This is a genomic window from Kitasatospora sp. NPDC089509, assembly GCF_044749365.1.
Lineage (GTDB): Bacteria > Actinomycetota > Actinomycetes > Streptomycetales > Streptomycetaceae > Kitasatospora.
In genome coordinates this window covers 36246-55246 of the sequence record NZ_JBIVHS010000001.1, presented here as the reverse complement: position 1 = coordinate 55246, position 19001 = coordinate 36246, and the positions used below count along the sequence as shown (strand labels likewise).

Below are 19001 nucleotides of genomic sequence, written 5' to 3'. Positions count from 1 at the left end.
TCACCGTTCGTCATCGTCGGGGTCGCCGGACGCGGCGTCTTCGAGTTCGCTGAGCACCAGGTCCTCCACCAGTTCGGCCAGGTCGGCCACGGTGCGGGAGACCAGGACGTCGCGGGGGGTGAGCGTGACGCCGAAGGCGTCGTTGGCGCGGGAGGCGATCAGCAGGGCCCGCATGGAGTCGCCGCCGAGCAGGAAGAAGTCGTCGGTCACGCCGACGGCGGTGCCCAGTGCCTCGGCCCACAGCTCGGCGACCGCCTCCTCGGTGGGCGTGCGCGGGGCCAGTCCTTCGAGCGCGTGCCCGGTGGCGGGCTCGGGTGCGGGCAGCGCGGCGCGGTCGGTCTTGCCGCCGGGGGTGAGCGGGAAGCGGTCGAGGACGGCGAAGGCGGTCGGGACCATGTGGCCGGGCAGTGAGCGGGCGGCCAGCGCCCGCAGTTCGGCGCCGGTCGGCGGTTCGGCGCCGGGGGCGGCCAGCAGGTGGGCGACCAGCCGGGGCTGTCCGGGTTCGTCCTCCCGGATGCCCACCACGGCGTCCAGCACGGCCGGGTGGCGCACCAGGGCGGCTTCGACCTCGCCCGCCTCGATCCGGTGGCCGCGCAGCTTCAGCTGGTGGTCGGTGCGGCCCAGGTAGTGCAGTTCGCCGTGGCGGTCGCGGCGCACCAGGTCGCCGGTGCGGTACATCCGGCCGCCGGGCGGCCCGTACGGGTCGGCGGTGAACCGGGCGGCGGTCAGGCCCGGGCGGCCGAGGTAGCCGCGGGCGAGCGCCGGTCCGCTCAGCCAGAGTTCGCCCGGGGTGCCGTCGGGCACCGGGCGCCGCCGGGCGTCCAGCACGTAGACGCCGGTGCCGGGCAGCGGGCGGCCGATCGGCGGGGCGGCGCCGTCGGCGGTCAGCGGCGCGGACCAGGTGGCGACCACGGTGGCCTCGGTGGGGCCGTAGGAGTTGACCATCCGGTGGTGCGGGGCCCAGCGGGCGACCAGGTCGGCGCCGCAGGCTTCGGCGCCGACGATCAGGGTCCGCAGTTCGGGCAGCGTGCCGGGGGTGTCGGGCGGCAGGGTGGCGAGGGCGGCGGGCGGCAGCAGGGTGTGGGTGATCCGCTCGGCCCGCAGCAGGTCGGCCAGCTGGGCGCCGAGCAGCGGCCCGGGCGGCGGGACCACCAGCCGGGCGCCGTGCGGCAGGGCCAGGCAGAGTTCCAGCACGGAGGCGTCGAAGCTGGGCGTGGCGAAGGCCAGCACCCGGTCCCCCGGGGCGACCCGGTAGTGGGCGGCCTCGGCGGCGGCGAAGCCGGCCAGGCCGCGGTGGGTGAGCACGACGCCCTTGGGGGTGCCGGTGGAGCCGGAGGTGTAGATGACGTAGGCGGGGTCGTCGAGGTCGAGCGGGCGGGTCCGGTCGGCGTCGGTGGGGCGGTGTGCGGCGGTGCCGTTCGGTGCGGCGGCCAGCAGGGCGGCGGTCTCCTTGGCGTCCAGGGTGAGCGCGGGCGCCGCGTCGCGCAGCATCGACTCCACCCGCTCGTCGGGGTAGGTGGGGTCGACGGGGAGGAAGGCGGCGCCGGTCTTGGCGACCGCCAGCTCGGCCAGCAGCATGTCCGCCGAGCGCGGCAGCAGCAGGGCGACGAGTCGGCCGGGGCCCGCGCCGCGGGCGATCAGCCGGTGCGCCAGGCGGTTGGCGTGGGCCTCCAGTTCGGCGTAGGTCAGTTCCAGGCCGTCGGCGCTCAGTGCCACGGCGTCCGGCCGGCGGTCGACGGCGGCCTCGACCAGGGCGGGCAGGCTCACCGGGACGACCGGGGCGGCCGGGTCGGGCTCGGGGCGGGCCGGTCCGCGCAGCAGCCGGTCCCGTTCTCCGGGCGGCAGCAGGTCGAGTTCGGCCAGCCGGACGGTGCCGTCGGTGGCGGCCAGCGCGTCCAGGATGTGCAGCAGTTGGTCGGCCAGGCCGCGGGCGGTCTCCCGGTCCAGGTAGCGGGGGTCGTGGCCGAGTTCGACGGCGAGCCGCTCCCCCGGCGAGACGACCACGGTGAGCGGGTAGTTGGTGGCCTCCCGGGCGTCCAGTTCGCGGATCCGCAGGCCGTGGGCGCCGGCCGTCGACTCGTCGACCGGATAGTTCTCCATCACCACCAGGCTGTCGAACAGCGGGGTGCCGGGCGGGAGTTGGCTGAGGCCCTGGATCTCGGCCAGCGGCACGTGCTCGAACCGGCGGTCCTCGGCGCGCTCCTGCTGAAGGGCGCGCAGCCAGTCCGCGCAGCCGCGGTCGCCGTCGACGGCGACCCGGGCGGGCAGGGTGGTGATGAACAGGCCGACGATGGCGTCGGCGCCGGGCAGGTCGGCCGGGCGCCCGGAGACGGTGGTGCCGAAGCACACCCGGTCCTCGCCGCTGCGGTGGGCGAGCAGCAGCGCCCAGGCGCCCTGCACCAGGGTGTTGAGGGTGACCCGGTGGCGGCGGGCGAAGTCCCGCAGCCGGTCGGTCGCGGCCGGGTCGAGCCGGTGCGAGAGCCACTGTCCGGAGCGGGTGGTGGCGCCGGGGGCGGGCCGGCGGTCGTAGGGCAGCGGGGTGGGCGCGGCGAGGTCGGCGAGCACCGTGCGCCAGTGCTCGGGGGCGGGGTCGGCGCCGGCCGCCCGGGCGGTGTCGCGGGTCCGCTCGCGGGCGGCGAGCCAGCCCACGTAGTCCGCGAAGGGCCGGCGTTCGGGCAGGTCCGGCCGTTCCCCGGCGGCCAGCGCGGCGTGCGCGGCCAGGACGTCGGCGAGCACGTGGAAGACGCTCCAGCCGTCCAGCAGCACGTGGTGGAAGGTCCACACCACCCGGACGGCGTCCGGGCCGAGCCGGATCAGGTGGAGCCGCAGCAGCGGGGCGCGGTCCAGGGCGAGCGGGCGGGCCCGCTCCTCGGCGAGCAGCCGGTCCAGCCGGGTGCCGCGGTCCGCCTCGGGCAGGGCGCTCCAGTCGTGGTGGGTGACCGGGAGGGCCGCCCGCCGGTGCACCACCTGCAGCGGCACCGGGACGTCGCGCAGGGCGACGGCGGTGCGCAGCACGGGGGTGCGGTCGACCACGTGCTGCCAGGCGGCGGCCAGCGCCCCCGGGTCGCGGGCGCCGTCCAGCACGAAGGTGAGCTGCTCCACGTAGAGGCCGCTGCCGGCCTCGTCCAGGCCGTGCAGCACCATGCCGGTCTGGGTGGGGGTGAGCCGTTGGAGGTCGGCGACCTCGCGCCCGTCGCCGACCAGCCGGTCGACGGTGGCCTGGTCGAGCGGGGCGAGCGGGAAGTCGGACGGGGTGCGGCCGCCGGCCCCGGGTGCGGTGCAGTGCCGGGTGATCTCCCGCAGTTCGTCGAGCAGTTCGGCGGCGAGCCGGGCGACGGTGGCCCGGTGGTGCCGTTCGCGGGAGTAGGACCAGCTGAACTCCAGTCGGCCGTCGGTGACCCGGCCGAGCACGTCGAGCAGGTGCGGCCGTTCCGCGGTGCGGTCCAGGCCGCCGGTGAGCGGCCCGTACGGGGAGTGCAGCAGGCCGCCCGGGGTGGCGCTCCAGTCCTGTCGGCCGAGGTAGTTGAAGCCGATCTGCGGCAGTCCGGGCAGGTCGGGGGTGTCGCTCAGGTAGCGCAGGGCGCCGTAGCCGATGCCGCCGGACGGGACGGCGCGCAGCCGTTCCTTGACGGCCTTGAGCACGGTGCCGGTGTCGGCGGTGCGGGGGACGTCCAGGACGACGGGGTACATCGCGGTGAACCAGCCGACGGTGCGGGAGAGGTCGAGGCCGAAGAGGCCCTCGCGGCCGTGGCCCTCCAGGGCGACCGTCGCGGTGTCCCGTCCGGTCCAGCGGGCGAGCACCCGGCCGAGGGCGCAGAGCAGCACGTCGTTGACCCGGGTGCGGTAGGCCTCCGGCACGTCCTGGAGCAGCCGGGTGGTCTCGTCGGCGGCCAGGGCGACGGTCAGCGTCTCCTCCTCGGCGGCCGTGTTGGCGCCCGCGAGGTCGGTCGGCAGGACGGTCGGCGGTTCGGTCCGCTGGCCCTGCCAGTGGGCGAGTTGGCCGTCGAAGTCGCCCTCGGCGGCGGCCCGGGTGAGCTGCTCGGCCCAGGCCCGGTAGGAGGAGGTCCTGGCGCCGAGGTCGGGCCGGCGCCCGGCCCGCAGGGCGCGGTGGGCGGTGTCCAGGTCCTCCAGGATCAGCCGCCAGGACACCGCGTCCACCACCAGGTGGTGCGCGGCCAGCAGCAGCACGGGGTGCGGGTCGTCCGGGAGGTGGCACAGCGCGGCGCGCAGCAGCGGCCCGGCGGCCAGGTCGAAGCCCTCGGCGAGCTCCTCCCGCAGCCGGTCCAACTCCTCGGCGCTGCGCGGCCGGTGGCTGCTGAGCCCGGGGTCCTCGGCGGGTTCGGCGAAGTGCTGGTGCCACCGGCCGTCGGCGAGCGGCCGGTAGCGCAGGCGCAGCGCGTCGTGCTGGGTCAGGACGGCGGCCAGCGCGTCCCGCAGCAGCCGCTCGTCGGTGTCGGGGGCGAGCCGGAAGGCGACGGACTGGGTGAGCCGGGCCGGGTCCCCGTCGAGGGTGTCGAACAGCCAGTGCTGGATCGGGGTGAGCGGGGCGTCGCCGGTCACCGGGCCCTGGTCGTCGGCGCCCGGCGCGACCGGCGACTGCTCGGCGGCGCGGGCGAGTTCGGCCAGCATCTGGTGGGCGAAGAGGTCGCGCGGGGTCAGGGTGAGGCCGGCCCGGCGGGCCGCCGAGACGATCTGCAGGCCCAGGATGGAGTCGCCGCCGAGCGCGAAGTAGTTGGACTCGGCGCCGACGTCGGGGACCTTGAGGACCTCGGCCCAGATTGCGGCCAGGGTGCGTTCGGCGTCGGTGCGCGGCGGCGTGGTGCCGCCGGCGGCCGGGGTGTGCCAGGTCGGTACGGGCAGGGCGCGCCGGTCGAGCTTGCCGGTGGCGCCGAGCGGCAGCCGCTCCAGCGGCACCACCAGGGCGGGTACCAGGTGGTCGGGGAGGGTGCGGCCGAGGAAGGCCCGCCACTCGGCCGGGTCCGGCAGGTCGCCGTCGCGGGCCACCGCGTAGCCGACCAGCCGCTTGTGGCCGTCCTGTTCCAGCACCCGGGCGGCGGCCGCGGCGACCTGCGGGTGGCGGGCCAACGCGGCCTCCAGCTCGCCGAGTTCGATCCGGAAGCCGCGGACCTTGACCTGGTCGTCGGCGCGGCCGAGGTAGGTCAGGTCACCGCCGGCCGTCCAGCGCACCAGGTCCCCGGTGCGGTACATCCGGGCGCCGGGCCGGCCGAAGGGGTCGGGCAGGAAGCGGGCGGCGGTCAGGCCGGGGCGGCGCAGGTAGCCGCGGGCCACGCCGGTGCCGGCCAGGTACAGCTCCCCCGGCGCGCCGACCGGCACGGGGCGCAGCCGCTCGTCCAGGACGTAGGCGCGGGCGCCGCCGACCGGTCGGCCGATCGGCGGATCGCGGTCGGGGTCGGCGGGGTCGCAGAGGGCGGCGGTGGCGTAGACGGTGGCCTCGGTGGGGCCGTAGACGTTGAGCACCCGGCAGCCGGGGACGGCCTCCCGGACCTGTCGCAAGGTGCGGGCGGGCAGGGCCTCGCCGGCCAGCAGCACGGTCTGCGCGCCGAGCCGTACGGTGTTCTCGGCCAGCAGCCCGCCGAGGGCGGAGGGCACGGCGCTGACCAGTCCGGCCTCCCAGCGGCCGGGCCGTTCGGCGAGGGCCAGCAGGTCCCGGACGAGTTCCACGCAGCCGCCGGCGAGCAGCGGCGCGAAGAGCTCGAACACCGACACGTCGAAGTTGAGCGAGGTCGAGGCGAGCACGTGGGCCAGGCCCCGGTCGCCGAACTCCCGCTCCGCCCAGTCGGTCAGGGCCAGCACGGAGGCGTGGGCGACCACCACGCCCTTGGGGCGGCCGGTCGAGCCGGAGGTGTGGATGACGTACGCGGGGTGGCCGGGCAGCAGGGGGGCGGATCGTTCCTGCACGTCCACCGGTTCGGCGGACGCCGCGGCCAGCCGGGCGGCGCAGTCCGGGTCGTCCAGGACGATCCGGGTGAACGGGCCCTCCGGCAGCCGCTGCTGGGCCCCGGTGCCGGTGATCACGGCGTCGGGGCGGACGTCCTCGAACAGGTAGGCGATCCGCTCGGCCGGGTAGCCGGGGTCGACCGGCAGGTAGCCGGCCCCGCTCTTGAGCACCGCGAGCAGCGCCACCACCAGCTCCGCGGTGCGCGGCAGCGCGAGGGCGACGAAGCGCTCGGGGCCCGCGCCGGCCGCGATCAGCAGCCGGGCCAGCCGGTTGGAGCGCTCGTCCAGCTCCCGGTGGCTCAGCAGGGTGTCGCCGCAGCGGACGGCCGGGGCGTCGGGGGTGCGGGCGGCCTGCCGGGCGAAGGCCTCCGGCAGGGTGCCGTTCGGCAGCGCGAGCCGCTGCCCGCCGAGGCGTTCGACCAGTGCGCGGCCCTGCTCCGGGGCCACCAGCGGCAGGTCCCCGGCGGTCCGGTCGAGGCCGTCGGCCAGCGCCGCCAGCAGGGTGCGCAGGCTCGCCCCGAGCCCCTCGACGGTGACGGTGTCGAAGGCGGCCGGGTCGTGGTCCAGGTCGATCTCGACGGCCTCGCCGGGGTTGACCACCACGCTGAGCGCGTAGCTGGTCGGCTCCAGGACGTGTTCGGTCGCCACCGACAGGCCGTACCGGCTCAGCGCCCCGGCGTCGAACGGGTAGTTCTCGAAGACCAGGATGCTGTCGAACAGGCCGGTGCCGCCCGGCAGTTCGCTCCAGGTCTGGAGCTGGGCCAGCGAGACGGCGTCGTACCGGCGGGCCTCGGACTGGGCGTCCTGGAGCTCCCGCAGCCAGTCCCGCAGCGGGCGCCGGGGGTCGATCCGGGCCCGGGTCGGCAGCGCGTTGATGAACAGCCCCACCATCGAGGTGACGCCGGGGAGTTCGGCCGGTCGGCCGGAGACGATGGTGCCGAACACCACGTCCTCGCCGCCGCCGTAGCGGGAGAGCAGCAACGCCCAGGCACCCTGGAGCACGGTGTTGACGGTGAGCCCGGCCTGCCGGGCGGTGTCGCGCAGCCGCTCGGAGAGCCCGGTGCCCAGGCCGATCCGCACCTTGGCGGAGGCGGCGGCCTGGTGGGCCCCGGCGGGGCGGCGGTCCCGGGGCAGTTCGGTGGGAGCGGGGAAGCCGGCCAGGGTGTCCCGCCAGTACCGTTCGGCCCGCGCCTGGTCCTGCTCGGACAGCCAGCGCAGGTAGTCGGCGAAGGGCGCGCGCTCGGCGAGCTGCGGCGGGCGTCCGGCGGTCAGCGCGGCGTAGCGCTCGCAGACCTCGTCGAAGACCTGGGCGGCGCTCCAGCCGTCCAGCAGCACGTGGTGGAAGGTCCACACCAGCCGGACCCGGTCGGGGGCGAGCCGGATCAGCGAGAGCCGCAGCAGCGGCCCGGCGGCCAGGTCGATGCCGGCGGCCAGGTCGGCGGCGAGCAGCCGGGCGGTGTCGCGCTCGACCTCCTCGGCGGACCGCTCGCTCCAGTCGTGCCGGGCCACCGGTAGCACCACCCGCTGCTGCACGACCTGCACCGGCTCGGCGGTGTCCTGCCAGCTGAGCCGGGTGCGCAGCACCGGGTTGGCGTCCGCGGTCCGCTGCCAGGCCTCGGCCAGCGCCCCCGGGTCGGTGACCCCGGTCAGCAGCAGCTGGACCTGGTTGACGTAGGTGCCGCCGTCCGGCTCCAGCAGGCTGTGGAACAGCATGCCCGCCTGCATCGGCGTCAGCGGGAGGACGTCGGCGACGCTCCGGCCGTCCCCGGCGATCCGGTCCACCGCGGCCTGGTCCAGCCGGGCCAGCGGGAAGTCGGACGGGGTGCGGCCGCCCGCCCCCGGGCGGGCGCAGTGGGCGAGGATCCCCTCCAGCGCGCGGAGCATCGCCTCGGCCAGGTCGGTGACGGTCCGTTCGGTGTGCCGGCCCGCGCTGTAGTGCCAGCCGATCTCCAGCCGCCCGTCCTCGACCCGGGCGACCACGTCCAGCAGGTGCGGGCGCTCGGTGCCGGGCGCCTCCGCGCCGCCGAGGCCGCCGGGGACGGCCCGCACCAGGGCGGCGTCGGCGGCGGACCAGTCGAAGCGGCCGAGGTAGTTGAAGCTGATCCCGGGGGCGGGGGCGTCGGCGAGCGCCGCGTCCCGGGCGAGGTGGCGCAGCGCGCCGTAGCCGAGGCCGCGGTCCGGCACCGCGCGCAGCTGCTCCTTGACGGACTTCAGCGCGGCGCCCCAGTCGCCGTCCGAGGCGTCCGGGGCGTCCGGCACGTCCGGCACGTCCGGCACGTCCGGGATCTCCAGGGCGACCGGGTACAGCGAGGTGAACCAGCCGACCGTACGGGACAGGTCGACGCCCTCGAACAGCTCCTCCTCGCGGCCGTGCCCCTCCAGGCCGACGGCGACGGTGCGCCGCCCGGTCCAGTCGGCGAGCGCCCGGCCGAGGGCGGTGAGCAGCACGTCGTCGATCCGGGTGCGGTAGACCGCGGGCACCTGGCGGAGCAGCCGCTCGGTGCGCTCGCGGTCCAGTCGGACGGTCACGCTGCGCAGGTCGGCGGCGGTGTTGCCGCCCTTGCCGTCCACCGGCAGCGGCGCGGCGCAGGCCGCGGCGGCGGCCGCCCAGTGGGCGCGCTGGTCGGCGAAGCCGCCGTCCGTAGTGTGGGCGCGCAGCCGGCGGGTCCACTCCCGGACGGAGCTGGTGCGGGCGGGCAGCCGCAGCGGGCGGCCCTCGACGGCCTGTCGGTAGGCGGTCTCCAGGTCCTCCAGCAGCACCCGCCAGGAGACGCCGTCGACCACCAGGTGGTGGACGGCGAGCAGCAGCCGGTCGGGCCGGTCGCCGCCGGTGAACAGCCGGGCGGTGAACAGCGGCCCGCGGTCCAGCCGGAAGCCGGCCTGGGCGGCCTCGGTCACCGCCGCCTCGTCGTCCCCCGGGTGGACCTCCAGCAGCTCGGGGGCGGTGGCGTCGGCGGGGGCGCAGTGCTGCTGCCAGTCGCCGTCGGGGCCGGGGGTGAAGCGGCAGCGCAGGGCGTCGTGGTGGGCCCACAACGCGGTCAGGGCGCGGCGCAGCGCCGCCGGGTCGACCGCGCCGGGCGCCTCCACCACCAGGGACTGGTTGAAGTGCTGGGCCTGCGCCGGGCCCGGGTCGAGGAACCAGTGCTGGATGGGCGTCAGGGCGACCTCGCCGCTGACCGCCTCGGTGCCGAGGACGGTGACGGCGGTGCCGGCGGCCGCGGCCAGCGCGGCGACGGTGGGGTGCCGGAACAGGTCGCGGGGGGACAGCGCCAGGCCGGCGGCGCGGGCCCGGGAGACCACCTGGATGCTCAGAATGGAGTCCCCGCCGAGCAGGAAGAAGTCGTCGTCGACGCCGACCCGTGCCACCCCGAGCAGGTCCGCCCAGATCCCGGCGAGGGCGCGTTCGGCCTCCGTGCGCGGCGCGCGGTGGGCGGCGCCGCCGGCCGTGGACCAGTCGGGGGCGGGCAGCCGGCCGCGGTCCAGCTTGCCGTTGGCCGTCAGCGGGAGTTCGGGCACCGTGACGAAGGCGGCGGGCAGCATGTAGTCGGGCAGGTCGGCGGCCAGGTGGGCGCGCAGCTCGGCGGCGGTGGGCGGTGCCGCGTGACCGGCGGCCCCGGCGGCCCCGGCGCTCTCGGCGGGCACCAGCACCAGGTGGGCGACCAGCCGCTTGCGCCCGCCGTCCCGGTTCAGCGAGACCACGGCCTCGGCGACGGCCGGGTGGGCGGTCAGCCGGGCCTCGATCTCGGCGGGTTCGATCCGGAAGCCGCGGATCTTGATCTGGTCGTCCGCACGGCCGACGAAGTGCAGTTCGCCGTCCTCGCTCCAGCGGACGGTGTCCCCGGTGCGGTACATCCGGCTGCCGGGCGGACCGTAGGGGTCGGCCAGGTACCGGGCCGCGGTCTCCCCCGGCCGGCCGGTGTAGCCGCGCGCCAGTCCGGCCCCGGCCAGGTACAACTCACCGGTGATGCCCGGGGGTTGCGGCTGCAGCGCGCCGTCCAGGACGTACGCCCGGGTGTTGTCCAGCGGGCGGCCGATCGGCAGCACGGCGGGCAGCGGCTCGCCGGCGCGGAAGGGCCGGCGGGTGGCGAAGGTGGTGGTCTCGGTCGGACCGTAGACGTCGACCACGGTGAGCTCGGGGCAGGCCTCCAGCACCCGGCCCACCACCGCGCCGGGCACCGCCTCGCCGCCGGTCCACACCTCCCGGGCGCCGCGCAGGCTGCCCGGGTCGTCCTGGGCGATCAGCCGGAACAGCCCGATGGTCAGGAACAGGTGGCGCACGCCCTGCTCGCGGACGGCGTGCCGGACGGCGGCGGCGTCCAGGTCCCCGGGCGGGGCGAGGACGGCGGTGCCGCCGTGCAGCAGCGGCGCCCAGAGTTCGTAGGTGGAGGCGTCGAAGGCGTGCGGGGAGTGCACCAGCACCCGATCGTGCCCGGCGAAGGCCCGGTCCAGGGCGAGCGCGGCGACGTCCCGGCGGCGCACCGCGACGCCCTTGGGGGTGCCGGTGGAGCCGGAGGTGAACATCAGGTACTGGAGGTGGTCGGGGTGGACCGGCACGGCCTCCGGTGCCGGTCCGGTCGGCTCGGGCCGGTCGGCGCGCAACACCCGGTCCGCCGGGAGCAGTTCACCGGCGGTCGCGGCCCACTCGGCGTCGGTGAGCAGCAGTTCGGCGCCGGCCGCAGCGAGCATCCGGTGCAGCCGCTCGCGCGGCGCCCGGCCGTCCAGCGGGACGTACACCCCGCCGGCCCGGACCAGGGCCAGCTGGGCCACGACCAGCGCGACGGAACGGTCCATCAGGACCCCGACCGGGCGCTCCGGGCCGACCCCGAGCGCGGCCAGCCGCCCGGCCAACCCGGCCGCGCGGGCGTCGAGTTCGCGGTAGCTCAGCTTCTCCTCGCCCGCCTCCAGGGCGATCGCCCCGGGGACGCGCCGGACCTGTTCGGCGAACAGCTCCGAGATGTCCCGTTCGGGCCGCTCGACCGCGGTGTCGTTCCAGTCGACCAGCACCCGGCGGCGCTCCTCGGCGGCCAGCAGCGGGATCCGCGCGGGCGGGCGCCCGGCCGCCCCGGGCAGGGCGGTCAGCAGGGCGGTGAGCTGCCGGGCGGTGCGCCGGACGGTGGCGGCGTCGAACAGCCGGGGGTCGTAGCACAGCCGCAGGGCCAGCTCCGGCCCCGGGTAGGCCAGCAGGGCGAGCGGGTAGTTGGTGGTCTCGATGCCGTCCAGTTCGCGCAGCCGCAGGCCGTGGGCGGCGGCCGCGTCCTCGTCGACGGGGTAGTTCTCGAAGACCACCAGGCTGTCGAACAGGGCGCTCTGCTCCGGGAGTCCGGTACCGGCCCGGAGGCGGGTGAGCGGCAGGAAGCCGTGTCGGCGGTCCTCGCTCTGCGCCTCCTGGAGGGCGCGCAGCCAGTCCAGCAGGGTGCCGTCGGCGGGCACCGCGGTCCGGGTGGGCAGGGTGGTGATGAACAGCCCGGTCATCGTCTCCACGCCGGGCAGCTCGGGCGGCCGCCCCGAGGAGGTGGTGCCGAACAGCACGTCGGCGCGGTTCGCCTGGCGGCCGAGCAGGATCGCCCAGGCGCCCTGGACCACCGTGTTCAGGGTGAGTCCGGCGCCCCGGGCCAGCTCCTCCAGGGCCCGGGTCGCGGCGGCGGGCAGGGTGAACGGCACCGCCCGGGTGGACTCCGCGCGGTGGCTCTGCCGCGGTTCGCGGTCGTAGGGCAGCGGGGTCGGCTCGGTGACCCCGGCCAGCCGCTCCCGCCAGTGCCGTTCGGCCTCGGCGGTGTCGCGCTCGCGCAGCCAGGCGACGAAGTCGCGGTAGGGCCGACGCTCCGGCACGGTGCCGTACGGGACGTCCGCCCCGGCTCCGGTCCGGGCCAGCGCGGCGTGCACGGCGAAGACGTCCGAGAGCACCTGGAACAGGCTCCAGCCGTCCAGCACCAGGTGGTGGAAGGACCACAGCACCCGCACCCGGTCGTCGGTGAGGCGGATCAGCACCAGCCGCTGGAGCGGGGCCAGGTCGAGGTCGAGGCCGCGGGCCCGGTCGCGGTCCAGCAGTTCGGCCAGCCGGGCCGGGCGGTCGGGCTCCGGCACCGCGCGCCAGTCCAGCCGGGCGACCGGCAGCTCGGCCCGGCGGTGGACCACCAGCACCGGCTCGGGGACGCCCTGCCAGCGGACCTCGGCGCGCAGCACCTCGGTGCGGTCGCTCACCCACTGCCAGGCCTCGGCCAGCCGCCTCGGGTCGGGCACTCCGTCCAGCACGAAGTCGAGCTGCTGGAAGTAGGCGCCGCTGTCCTCCTCGGCGAGGCCGTGGAAGAGCATCCCGGCCTGGGTGGGCGTCAGCGGGAGGACGTCCTCGATCGCGCCCGGGTCGTCCCCGGCGATCCGGTCGACGGCCGGCTGGTCGAGCCGGGCCAGCGGGAAGTCGGACGGGGTCCGGCCGGCCGCGTCGGGGCGGGCGGCGAAGCGGGCGAGGTCGGCGAGTTCCTCCGCGTAGCGCCGGGCCAGTGCCTCGACGGTGGCCGGGCGGTGCCGGGAACCGGCGTAGCAGAAGGTGAACTCCAGGCTCTCGTCGACGAGTCGGCCGATCACCTCCAGGGCGTGCGGGCGCCGGGCGGCCGGGTCGGCGTCCAGTTCCAGCGGGCGGAAGGTGCCGCGCAGCAGCCCGCCGGGCCGGCCCGTGCCGTCCGTGTCCTCGGTGTCGCTGGTGTCGCCGGTGCCGTCCGAAACGTCCATCCGGCCCAGGTAGTTGAAGCTGATCCGGGCGGCCGGGGCGGCCGGTGCCGTCCCGGGGCGGCCGAGGTGGCGCAGCGCGTCGAAGCCGAGGCCGCGCCGGGGGACGGCCCGCAGCTGCTCCTTGACCTGCTTGAGCACGGCGTCCCAGTCGGCCCCGGCGGGCACCGCCAGGGCGACCGGGTGGCGGGTGGTGAACCAGCCGACGGTGCGGCCGAGGTCGAGCTCGGGGAACAGTTCCTCGCGACCGTGCCCCTCGACCTCGACCAGCACCCGGTCCCGGCCGCTCGCCCCGCACAGGGCGCGGCCGAGGGCGCCCAGCAGCACGTCGTTGGCCTGGGTGCGGTAGGTGTCGGGCAGGGTGCGCAGCAGGACGGCGGTGTCGGCGGGGGTCAGCCGGACGGTCACCTCGCGGGCCGAGGCGTAGTCGTCGGCGCCGGTCGGGTCGTCGGCCGGGAAGGGGTCGGCGGCGAGAGCGGACTCCGAGCCGATGCCGAAGTCGGAGTCGGAGTCGGAGTCGGAGTCGGGACCGAGGCCGGACTCGGCGCCCCGCGGGAGGGCCCGCGCCCAGTACTCCGCCTCGTCCTCGAAGCCGCCCGCGGCCGCGAACTCGGCCAGCCGCTGGGACCACTGACGCAGCGGCGAGGACTTCGCGGGCAGCGCGCCCGCACCGTCCCGGCCCGCGCGGCGGGCCCGGTAGGCGGTGTCGAGGTCCTCCAGCAGGACCCGCCAGGAGACCCCGTCGACCACCAGGTGGTGGACGGCCAGGTGCAGCACCGGCGGCCGGCCCGCGCCACGCTCGTGCAGCACGGCGCGCAGCAGCGCTCCGCCGCCCAGGTCGAACGGGCCGAAGTGCGGGGTGTCCTCGTCCGGTCCGTGGTGCCGGCCCAGCCGCAGCCGGGCGGTCCGGTCCTCGACCCGCCAGCGCACGGTGTCCGGTTCGCCGCCCTCGAACGAGGAGCGCAGGGCGTCGTGGTGCCCGACCAGGTCGTTCAGCGCCTCCTCCAGCGCCGCCGGGTCGAGGTCGGCGGGCAGCAGCAGGGAGAGCGCCTGGTTGAAGTGCCCGGCCCGGCCTGCGGACTGCTCGAACCACCAGCGCTGGATCGGGGTGGGCACACCCGGGCCGCTCGCGGCCACCGCGGGGACGGCGGCCGGGCGTTCGGCGGCGTCGGCGCAGCGGGCCAGCGCGGCCACCGTCTGGTGCCGGTAGAGGTCCCGGGAGGTCAGCGGCAGCCCCTCCTGCCGGGCCCGGGCCACCACCTGGATGCCGAGGATGGAGTCGCCGCCGAGGTCGAAGAAGTTGTCGTCGGCGCCGACCCGGTCCAGCCGCAGGACGTCCGTCCAGATCGCGGCGAGCGCGTGCTCTGCGGGGGTACGGGGGGCGACGTGGCGGACGGTCCGCTCGGCCGGCCCGGGGTCGGGCAGCCGGCTGCGGTCGAGTTTGCCGTTGGGGCTGAGCGGCAGGGCGGGCAGCAGCAGGACGGTCGCGGGCACCAGGTGGTCGGGCAGGGTCAGGGCGAGCGCGCGGCGCACCTCCTCGGGCGTCGGGCCGGCGTCCGGGGCGGGCACCACGTAGCCGACCAGACGCCGGTTGCCGTCGCCGTCGACGACCGCGGCGGCCGCCTCGGCGACGCCCGGGCAGCGCCGCAGGGCCTCCTCCACCTCGCCCAGTTCGATCCGGAAGCCGCGCACCTTGACCTGCTGGTCGATCCGCCCGACGTACTCCAGGTCGCCGTCGGCGTTCCACCGGGCGAGGTCCCCGGTGCGGTACATCCGGCCGCCCGGCTCGCCGTACGGGTCGGCCACGAACCGGGTGGAGGTCAGCCCGCTGCGGCGCAGGTAGCCGCGCGCCAGGCCACCGCCGCCGAGGTACAACTCGCCGACCACTCCGGTCGGTTGCGGGCGCAGCCCGGCGTCCAGCACATAGGCCCGGGTCAGTCCGATCGGCCGGCCGATCGGCGGTGCCTGCTCCGGCAGCCGGTCACCGGCGAACCAGGCGGTGGCGTACACGGTGGCCTCGGTGGGGCCGTACAGGTTGGCGACCGCGCTGCCGGGCAGCACCTGCCGCAGGTCCCGCACCGCCCGGGCGGTGACGGCCTCGCCGGCCAGCACCACGGTCTCCGGGTCGACCGGGGCCGCTCCCCCGGCGATCAGCCGGGACACCACCGAGGGCACCCCGCTGAGCAGGCCGACCGGGCGCGGCTGCGCGCCGTCGGTCTCGGCGAGCACGGTGAGGTCGGCGACCACTTCGACCGAACCGCCCACCAGCAGCGGGCAGAGCAGTTCGAAGACCGAGACGTCGAAGTTGAGCGAGGTCGCGGCGAGCACGTGGGCCAGCCGGTCCGGGCCGAAGCGCTCGGCGGCCCAGTCCGCCAGGACGGCGACGGTGCGGTGGGTGACCACGACGCCCTTGGGGCGGCCGGTCGAGCCGGAGGTGTAGATGACGTAGGCGGGGTGGTCGGGCAGCAGCGGCTCGATCCGGTCGGCGTCCGTCAGGTCGGCGTCCGTCGGATCGGCATCCGTCACGTCGGCGTCCGGCTCCGGGAGCTCGTCCAGCAGCAGCACCGGGAACCCCGGCGGCAGCGCGGCCGCGGTCTCCCGGGTGGCCAGCACGATCGCCGGGTCGGCGTCGGTCAGCATCAGCCGGATCCGCTCGGCCGGGTACCCCGGGTCCACCGGCAGGTACGCCCCGCCCGACTTCAGCACCGCCCAGACCGCGACCGGGAGTTCGGCCGAGCGCGGCAGGCAGATCCCGACCAGCCGGTCCGGGCCCGCACCCCGGGCGACCAGCAGCCGGGCCAGCCGGTTGGCGCGACGGTTCACCGTCGCGTAGTCCAGCCGCACCGGGCCGTGGACGACGGCGGTGCGCCCGGGGGCCTCGGCGGCCCGCGCCTCGAACAGCCCGGGCAGCACGGCGCCGGGGGTGTCCGGTCCGCCGCCCACCGGCGGGTTCCAGGAGTCGAGCAGGGTGCGCTGCTCCTCCTCGGAGAGGATCGGGAGTTCGGCGAGGGTGCGCTGCGGGCCGTCCGCCATCCCGGCGAGCAGCCGGTGCAGGTGCCGGGCCATCCGGGCGACCGTGCGCCGGTCGTACAGGTCGGTGTTGTACTCCACGGTCAGCGCGCAGCCGCCGGCCCTGTCCGGGGTGAACTCCAGCACCAGGTCGAACCGGGCGGCCGGGCGGGGCAGCGGGTGCTCCGCGAAGGCCAGGCCGCCGCCGGACGGCGTGGCGACGGGCGTCTGCTGGACGACCAGCACCTGCACCAGCGGGGTGCGGCTCGGGTCGCGGGGCGGCGCCAGTTCCTCGACCACCCGGTCGAAGGGCGCGGCGGCGTGGGCGAAGGCGTCCAGCAGGGTGGTGCGCATGGTCTCGGTGAAGCGGTCGACGGTGGCCCGGCCGTCCACGTCGGCGCGCAGCACCACGGTGTTGACGAAGAAGCCGGTGACCTCCTCCAGCTCCCGCCGCTCGCGCCCGGTGGTGACGGTGCCGAAGGCGATGTCCCGCTGGCCGGAGTAGCGCGCGAAGAGCAGCGCGGCCGCGCCGGCGAACAGGGTGAACGCGGTGGTGCCCCGCCCGGCCGCCAAGTGCCGCAGCCGGGCGACCAGTTCGGCCGGGAGGTGGTGGCGGTGGGCGGCGCCGGCGGTGGTGCGCAGGGCGGGCCGGGGCCGGTCGGTGGGCAGTTGGAGCGGCTGGAGGTCGGCCAGGCAGTGCTTCCAGTAGCCGAGGTCGGCGGCCGTCCCGGGGTCCGCGCGGTGCTGCTCCCAGTGCGCGAAGTCGGGGTACTGGAGGGCGGATGCGGGCAGTCCGTCCGGCTCGCCGGTGGCCTCCGCCCGGTAGAGCGCGGCGAGTTCGCGGGTGAGCACGCCGACGGACCAGCCGTCGGTGACGATGTGGTGCTGCCCGAGCAGCAGCAGGTGGTCCCGGTCGGCGAGGCGCACCAGCAGCGCCCGGGTGAGCGGACCACCGGCGAGGTCGTACGGGCGGCCGAGCTCCTCGGTCAGCAGGCGTTCGGCGGCGGCTTCCCGTTCCTCGGCGGGCAGCGCGCCCAGGTCGGCGCTGCGCAGCGGCAGTTCGACGGCCGCGGCGACGTGCTGGACGAGCCGTCCGTCGACGGTGCCGAAGGTGGTGCGCAGCGAGTCGTGGCGCTCGGCGAGCCGGTGCAGGGCCCGGCGCAGCGCCTCGGTGTCGGGCGTGCCGCGCAGCCGCAGGGCGACCCCGGTGTTGTACTCGGTGCCGCCGGCGTCGAGGTCGTTCAGGAACCAGAGCCGGCGTTGGGCGGCGGAGGCGGGCGCCGGTCGGTCGGCCGGGGCGGGCGGGATCGGCGCGGGCGGGGCGGCGGAGGGGCGGTCGTCCAGCAGCGCGGCCAGGGCGGCGACGGTCCGGGCGGTGAAGACGTCCCGGAGGGTGAGCCGGACGCCCAGCCGTTCGGCGGTCCGGGCCAGGGTGCGGGCGGCGAGGATGGAGTCGCCGCCCAGCTCGAAGAAGTCGTCGCCGACGCCGACCGGGTCGACGCCGAGCACCTCGGCCCAGACGGCGGCCAGGGCGCGTTCCGCGTCGGTGCGCGGGGCGACCGGCTCGCCGGCTTCGGCGCGGACGGGCGCGGGCAGCGCGCGCTGGTCGATCTTGAGCTGCGGGGTGAGCGGCAGCGCGGGCAGCACGACCACGGCGGCGGGCACCAGGTGGGCGGGCAGCGCGGCGGCCAGGGCGGTCCGCAGGGCGGCCGGGTCCGGGGCGTTCCCCTGGTCGGCGGGGGTGGCGTAGCCGACCAGCCGGGGCCGGCCGGGCTCGTCCTCGCGGACCACCACGACGGCCTGGTCGACGGCCGGGTGGGCCCGCAGCGCGGCCTCGATCTCGCCGGGTTCGATCCGGAAGCCGCGGAGCTTCAGCTGCCGGTCGAGGCGGCCGAGGAACTCCAGCTGCCCGTCGGCGGTCCACCGGGCGCGGTCGCCGGTGCGGTAGAGCCGGGCGCCGGGCGGCCCGAAGGGGTCCGGTACGAAGCGGGTGGCGGTCAGGCCCGGGCGGCCCAGGTAGCCGCGGGCGACGCCCTCGCCGCCGATGTACAACTCGCCGTCGGTCCCGGCCGGTTGCGGGTTCATGGCGGCGTCGAGGACGTACACCCGGGTGTGCGGCAGCGCGCCGCCGATGGTCGGGGTGCCGCTGCCGGCGGTGAGCGGGCCGGTCCAGGTGGCGACGATGGTGGCCTCGGTCGGACCGTAGGAGTTGATCATGCGTCGGCCGGGCGCCCAGCGGTCGACCAGGTCGGCCGGGCAGGCCTCGGCGCCGACGATCAGGGTGCGCAGCTGCCGGCCGGTGCCGGCCGGCACGGTGGCCAGGGCGGCGGGCGGGATCAGCGCGTGGGTGATCCGGTGCTCGTCCAGCACGGCGGCGAGTTCGGCGCCCAGCCAGGGGCCGTCCGGCGGGACCACCAGGGTGGCCCCGGCCAGCACGGAGCTGAACAGTTCCAGGACGGAGGCGTCGAAGCTCGGTGAGGAGAACTGCAGCACCCGGTCCCCGGGCCGGATCGCGTAGCGCTCGACGGCCGCCGCGGTGAACCCGGCGATGCCCCGGTGGGTGACCACCACGCCCTTGGGCGTCCCGGTGGAGCCGGAGGTGTAGATGACGTACGCCGCGTGGTCGGGGCCCACCTCCACCGTCTCTTCGGCTTCGGCTTCGGCGACGTCGGCGGCTTCGGCGGCTTCGGCGGCTTCGGCGGCTTCGGCGGTGTCGGCCGTCTCCAGGACCGCGCGGACCCGGGCCGGATCGTCCAGCACCACCGCGGGCGCGGCGTCGGCGAGCATCATCGCCCGCCGCTCGGCCGGGTAGCCGGGGTCGACGGGCAGGAAGGCGGCACCGGCCCGGGCCACCGCCAGCTCCGCCGCGACCAGTTCCATCGAGCGCGGCAGCACCAACGCCACCGTCCGGTCGGGACCGGCGCCGCGCAGTCGCAGCGACCGGGCCAGCCGGTCGACCCGGTCGGCCAACTCCCGGTAGCTCCAGGTGCGTCGGCCGTCGGTCAGCGCGGGCGCGTCCGGCGCCTCGGCCACCCGGGCGGCGAACAGTCCGTGGAGCGTCCGCCCGGCCGGGGACGGGTCGACGGCACCCTCCGGCACCCCGGCGGCGCACCGGGGCTGCGGCGGGGCGCCCGACGGACGCGCGGGCTGGGCGGGCTGGGCGGACATGGCGAAGGTCCTTCCGGACGGGGAGGGCACGACGCGGGCACCGGAACGGGCGGGGACCAGGCCCCGGTGCTGCGGGGGGCGTGTGACGGTGGTGCGGTGGTGCGGGTGTGACGGCAGAACAGGTGGTGCGGGTCCGCCGGGGT

General features: G+C 77.0%; 1 protein-coding gene. It reads right to left on the bottom strand.

Annotated elements, in window-relative coordinates:
* On the bottom strand, positions 1–18858 hold the full coding sequence (locus ACIP4P_RS00150; protein WP_400913083.1) for a non-ribosomal peptide synthase/polyketide synthase: 18858 nt from the start codon (positions 18856–18858) through the stop codon (positions 1–3).
* Positions 18859–19001 lie beyond the last annotated feature (143 nt).

Bases quoted from the DNA above. Each gene is read 5' to 3' on its own strand.
- ACIP4P_RS00150 (WP_400913083.1), bottom strand. From the start codon at position 18,858: ATGTCCGCCCAGCCCGCCCAGCCCGCGCGTCCGTCGGGCGCCCCGCCG.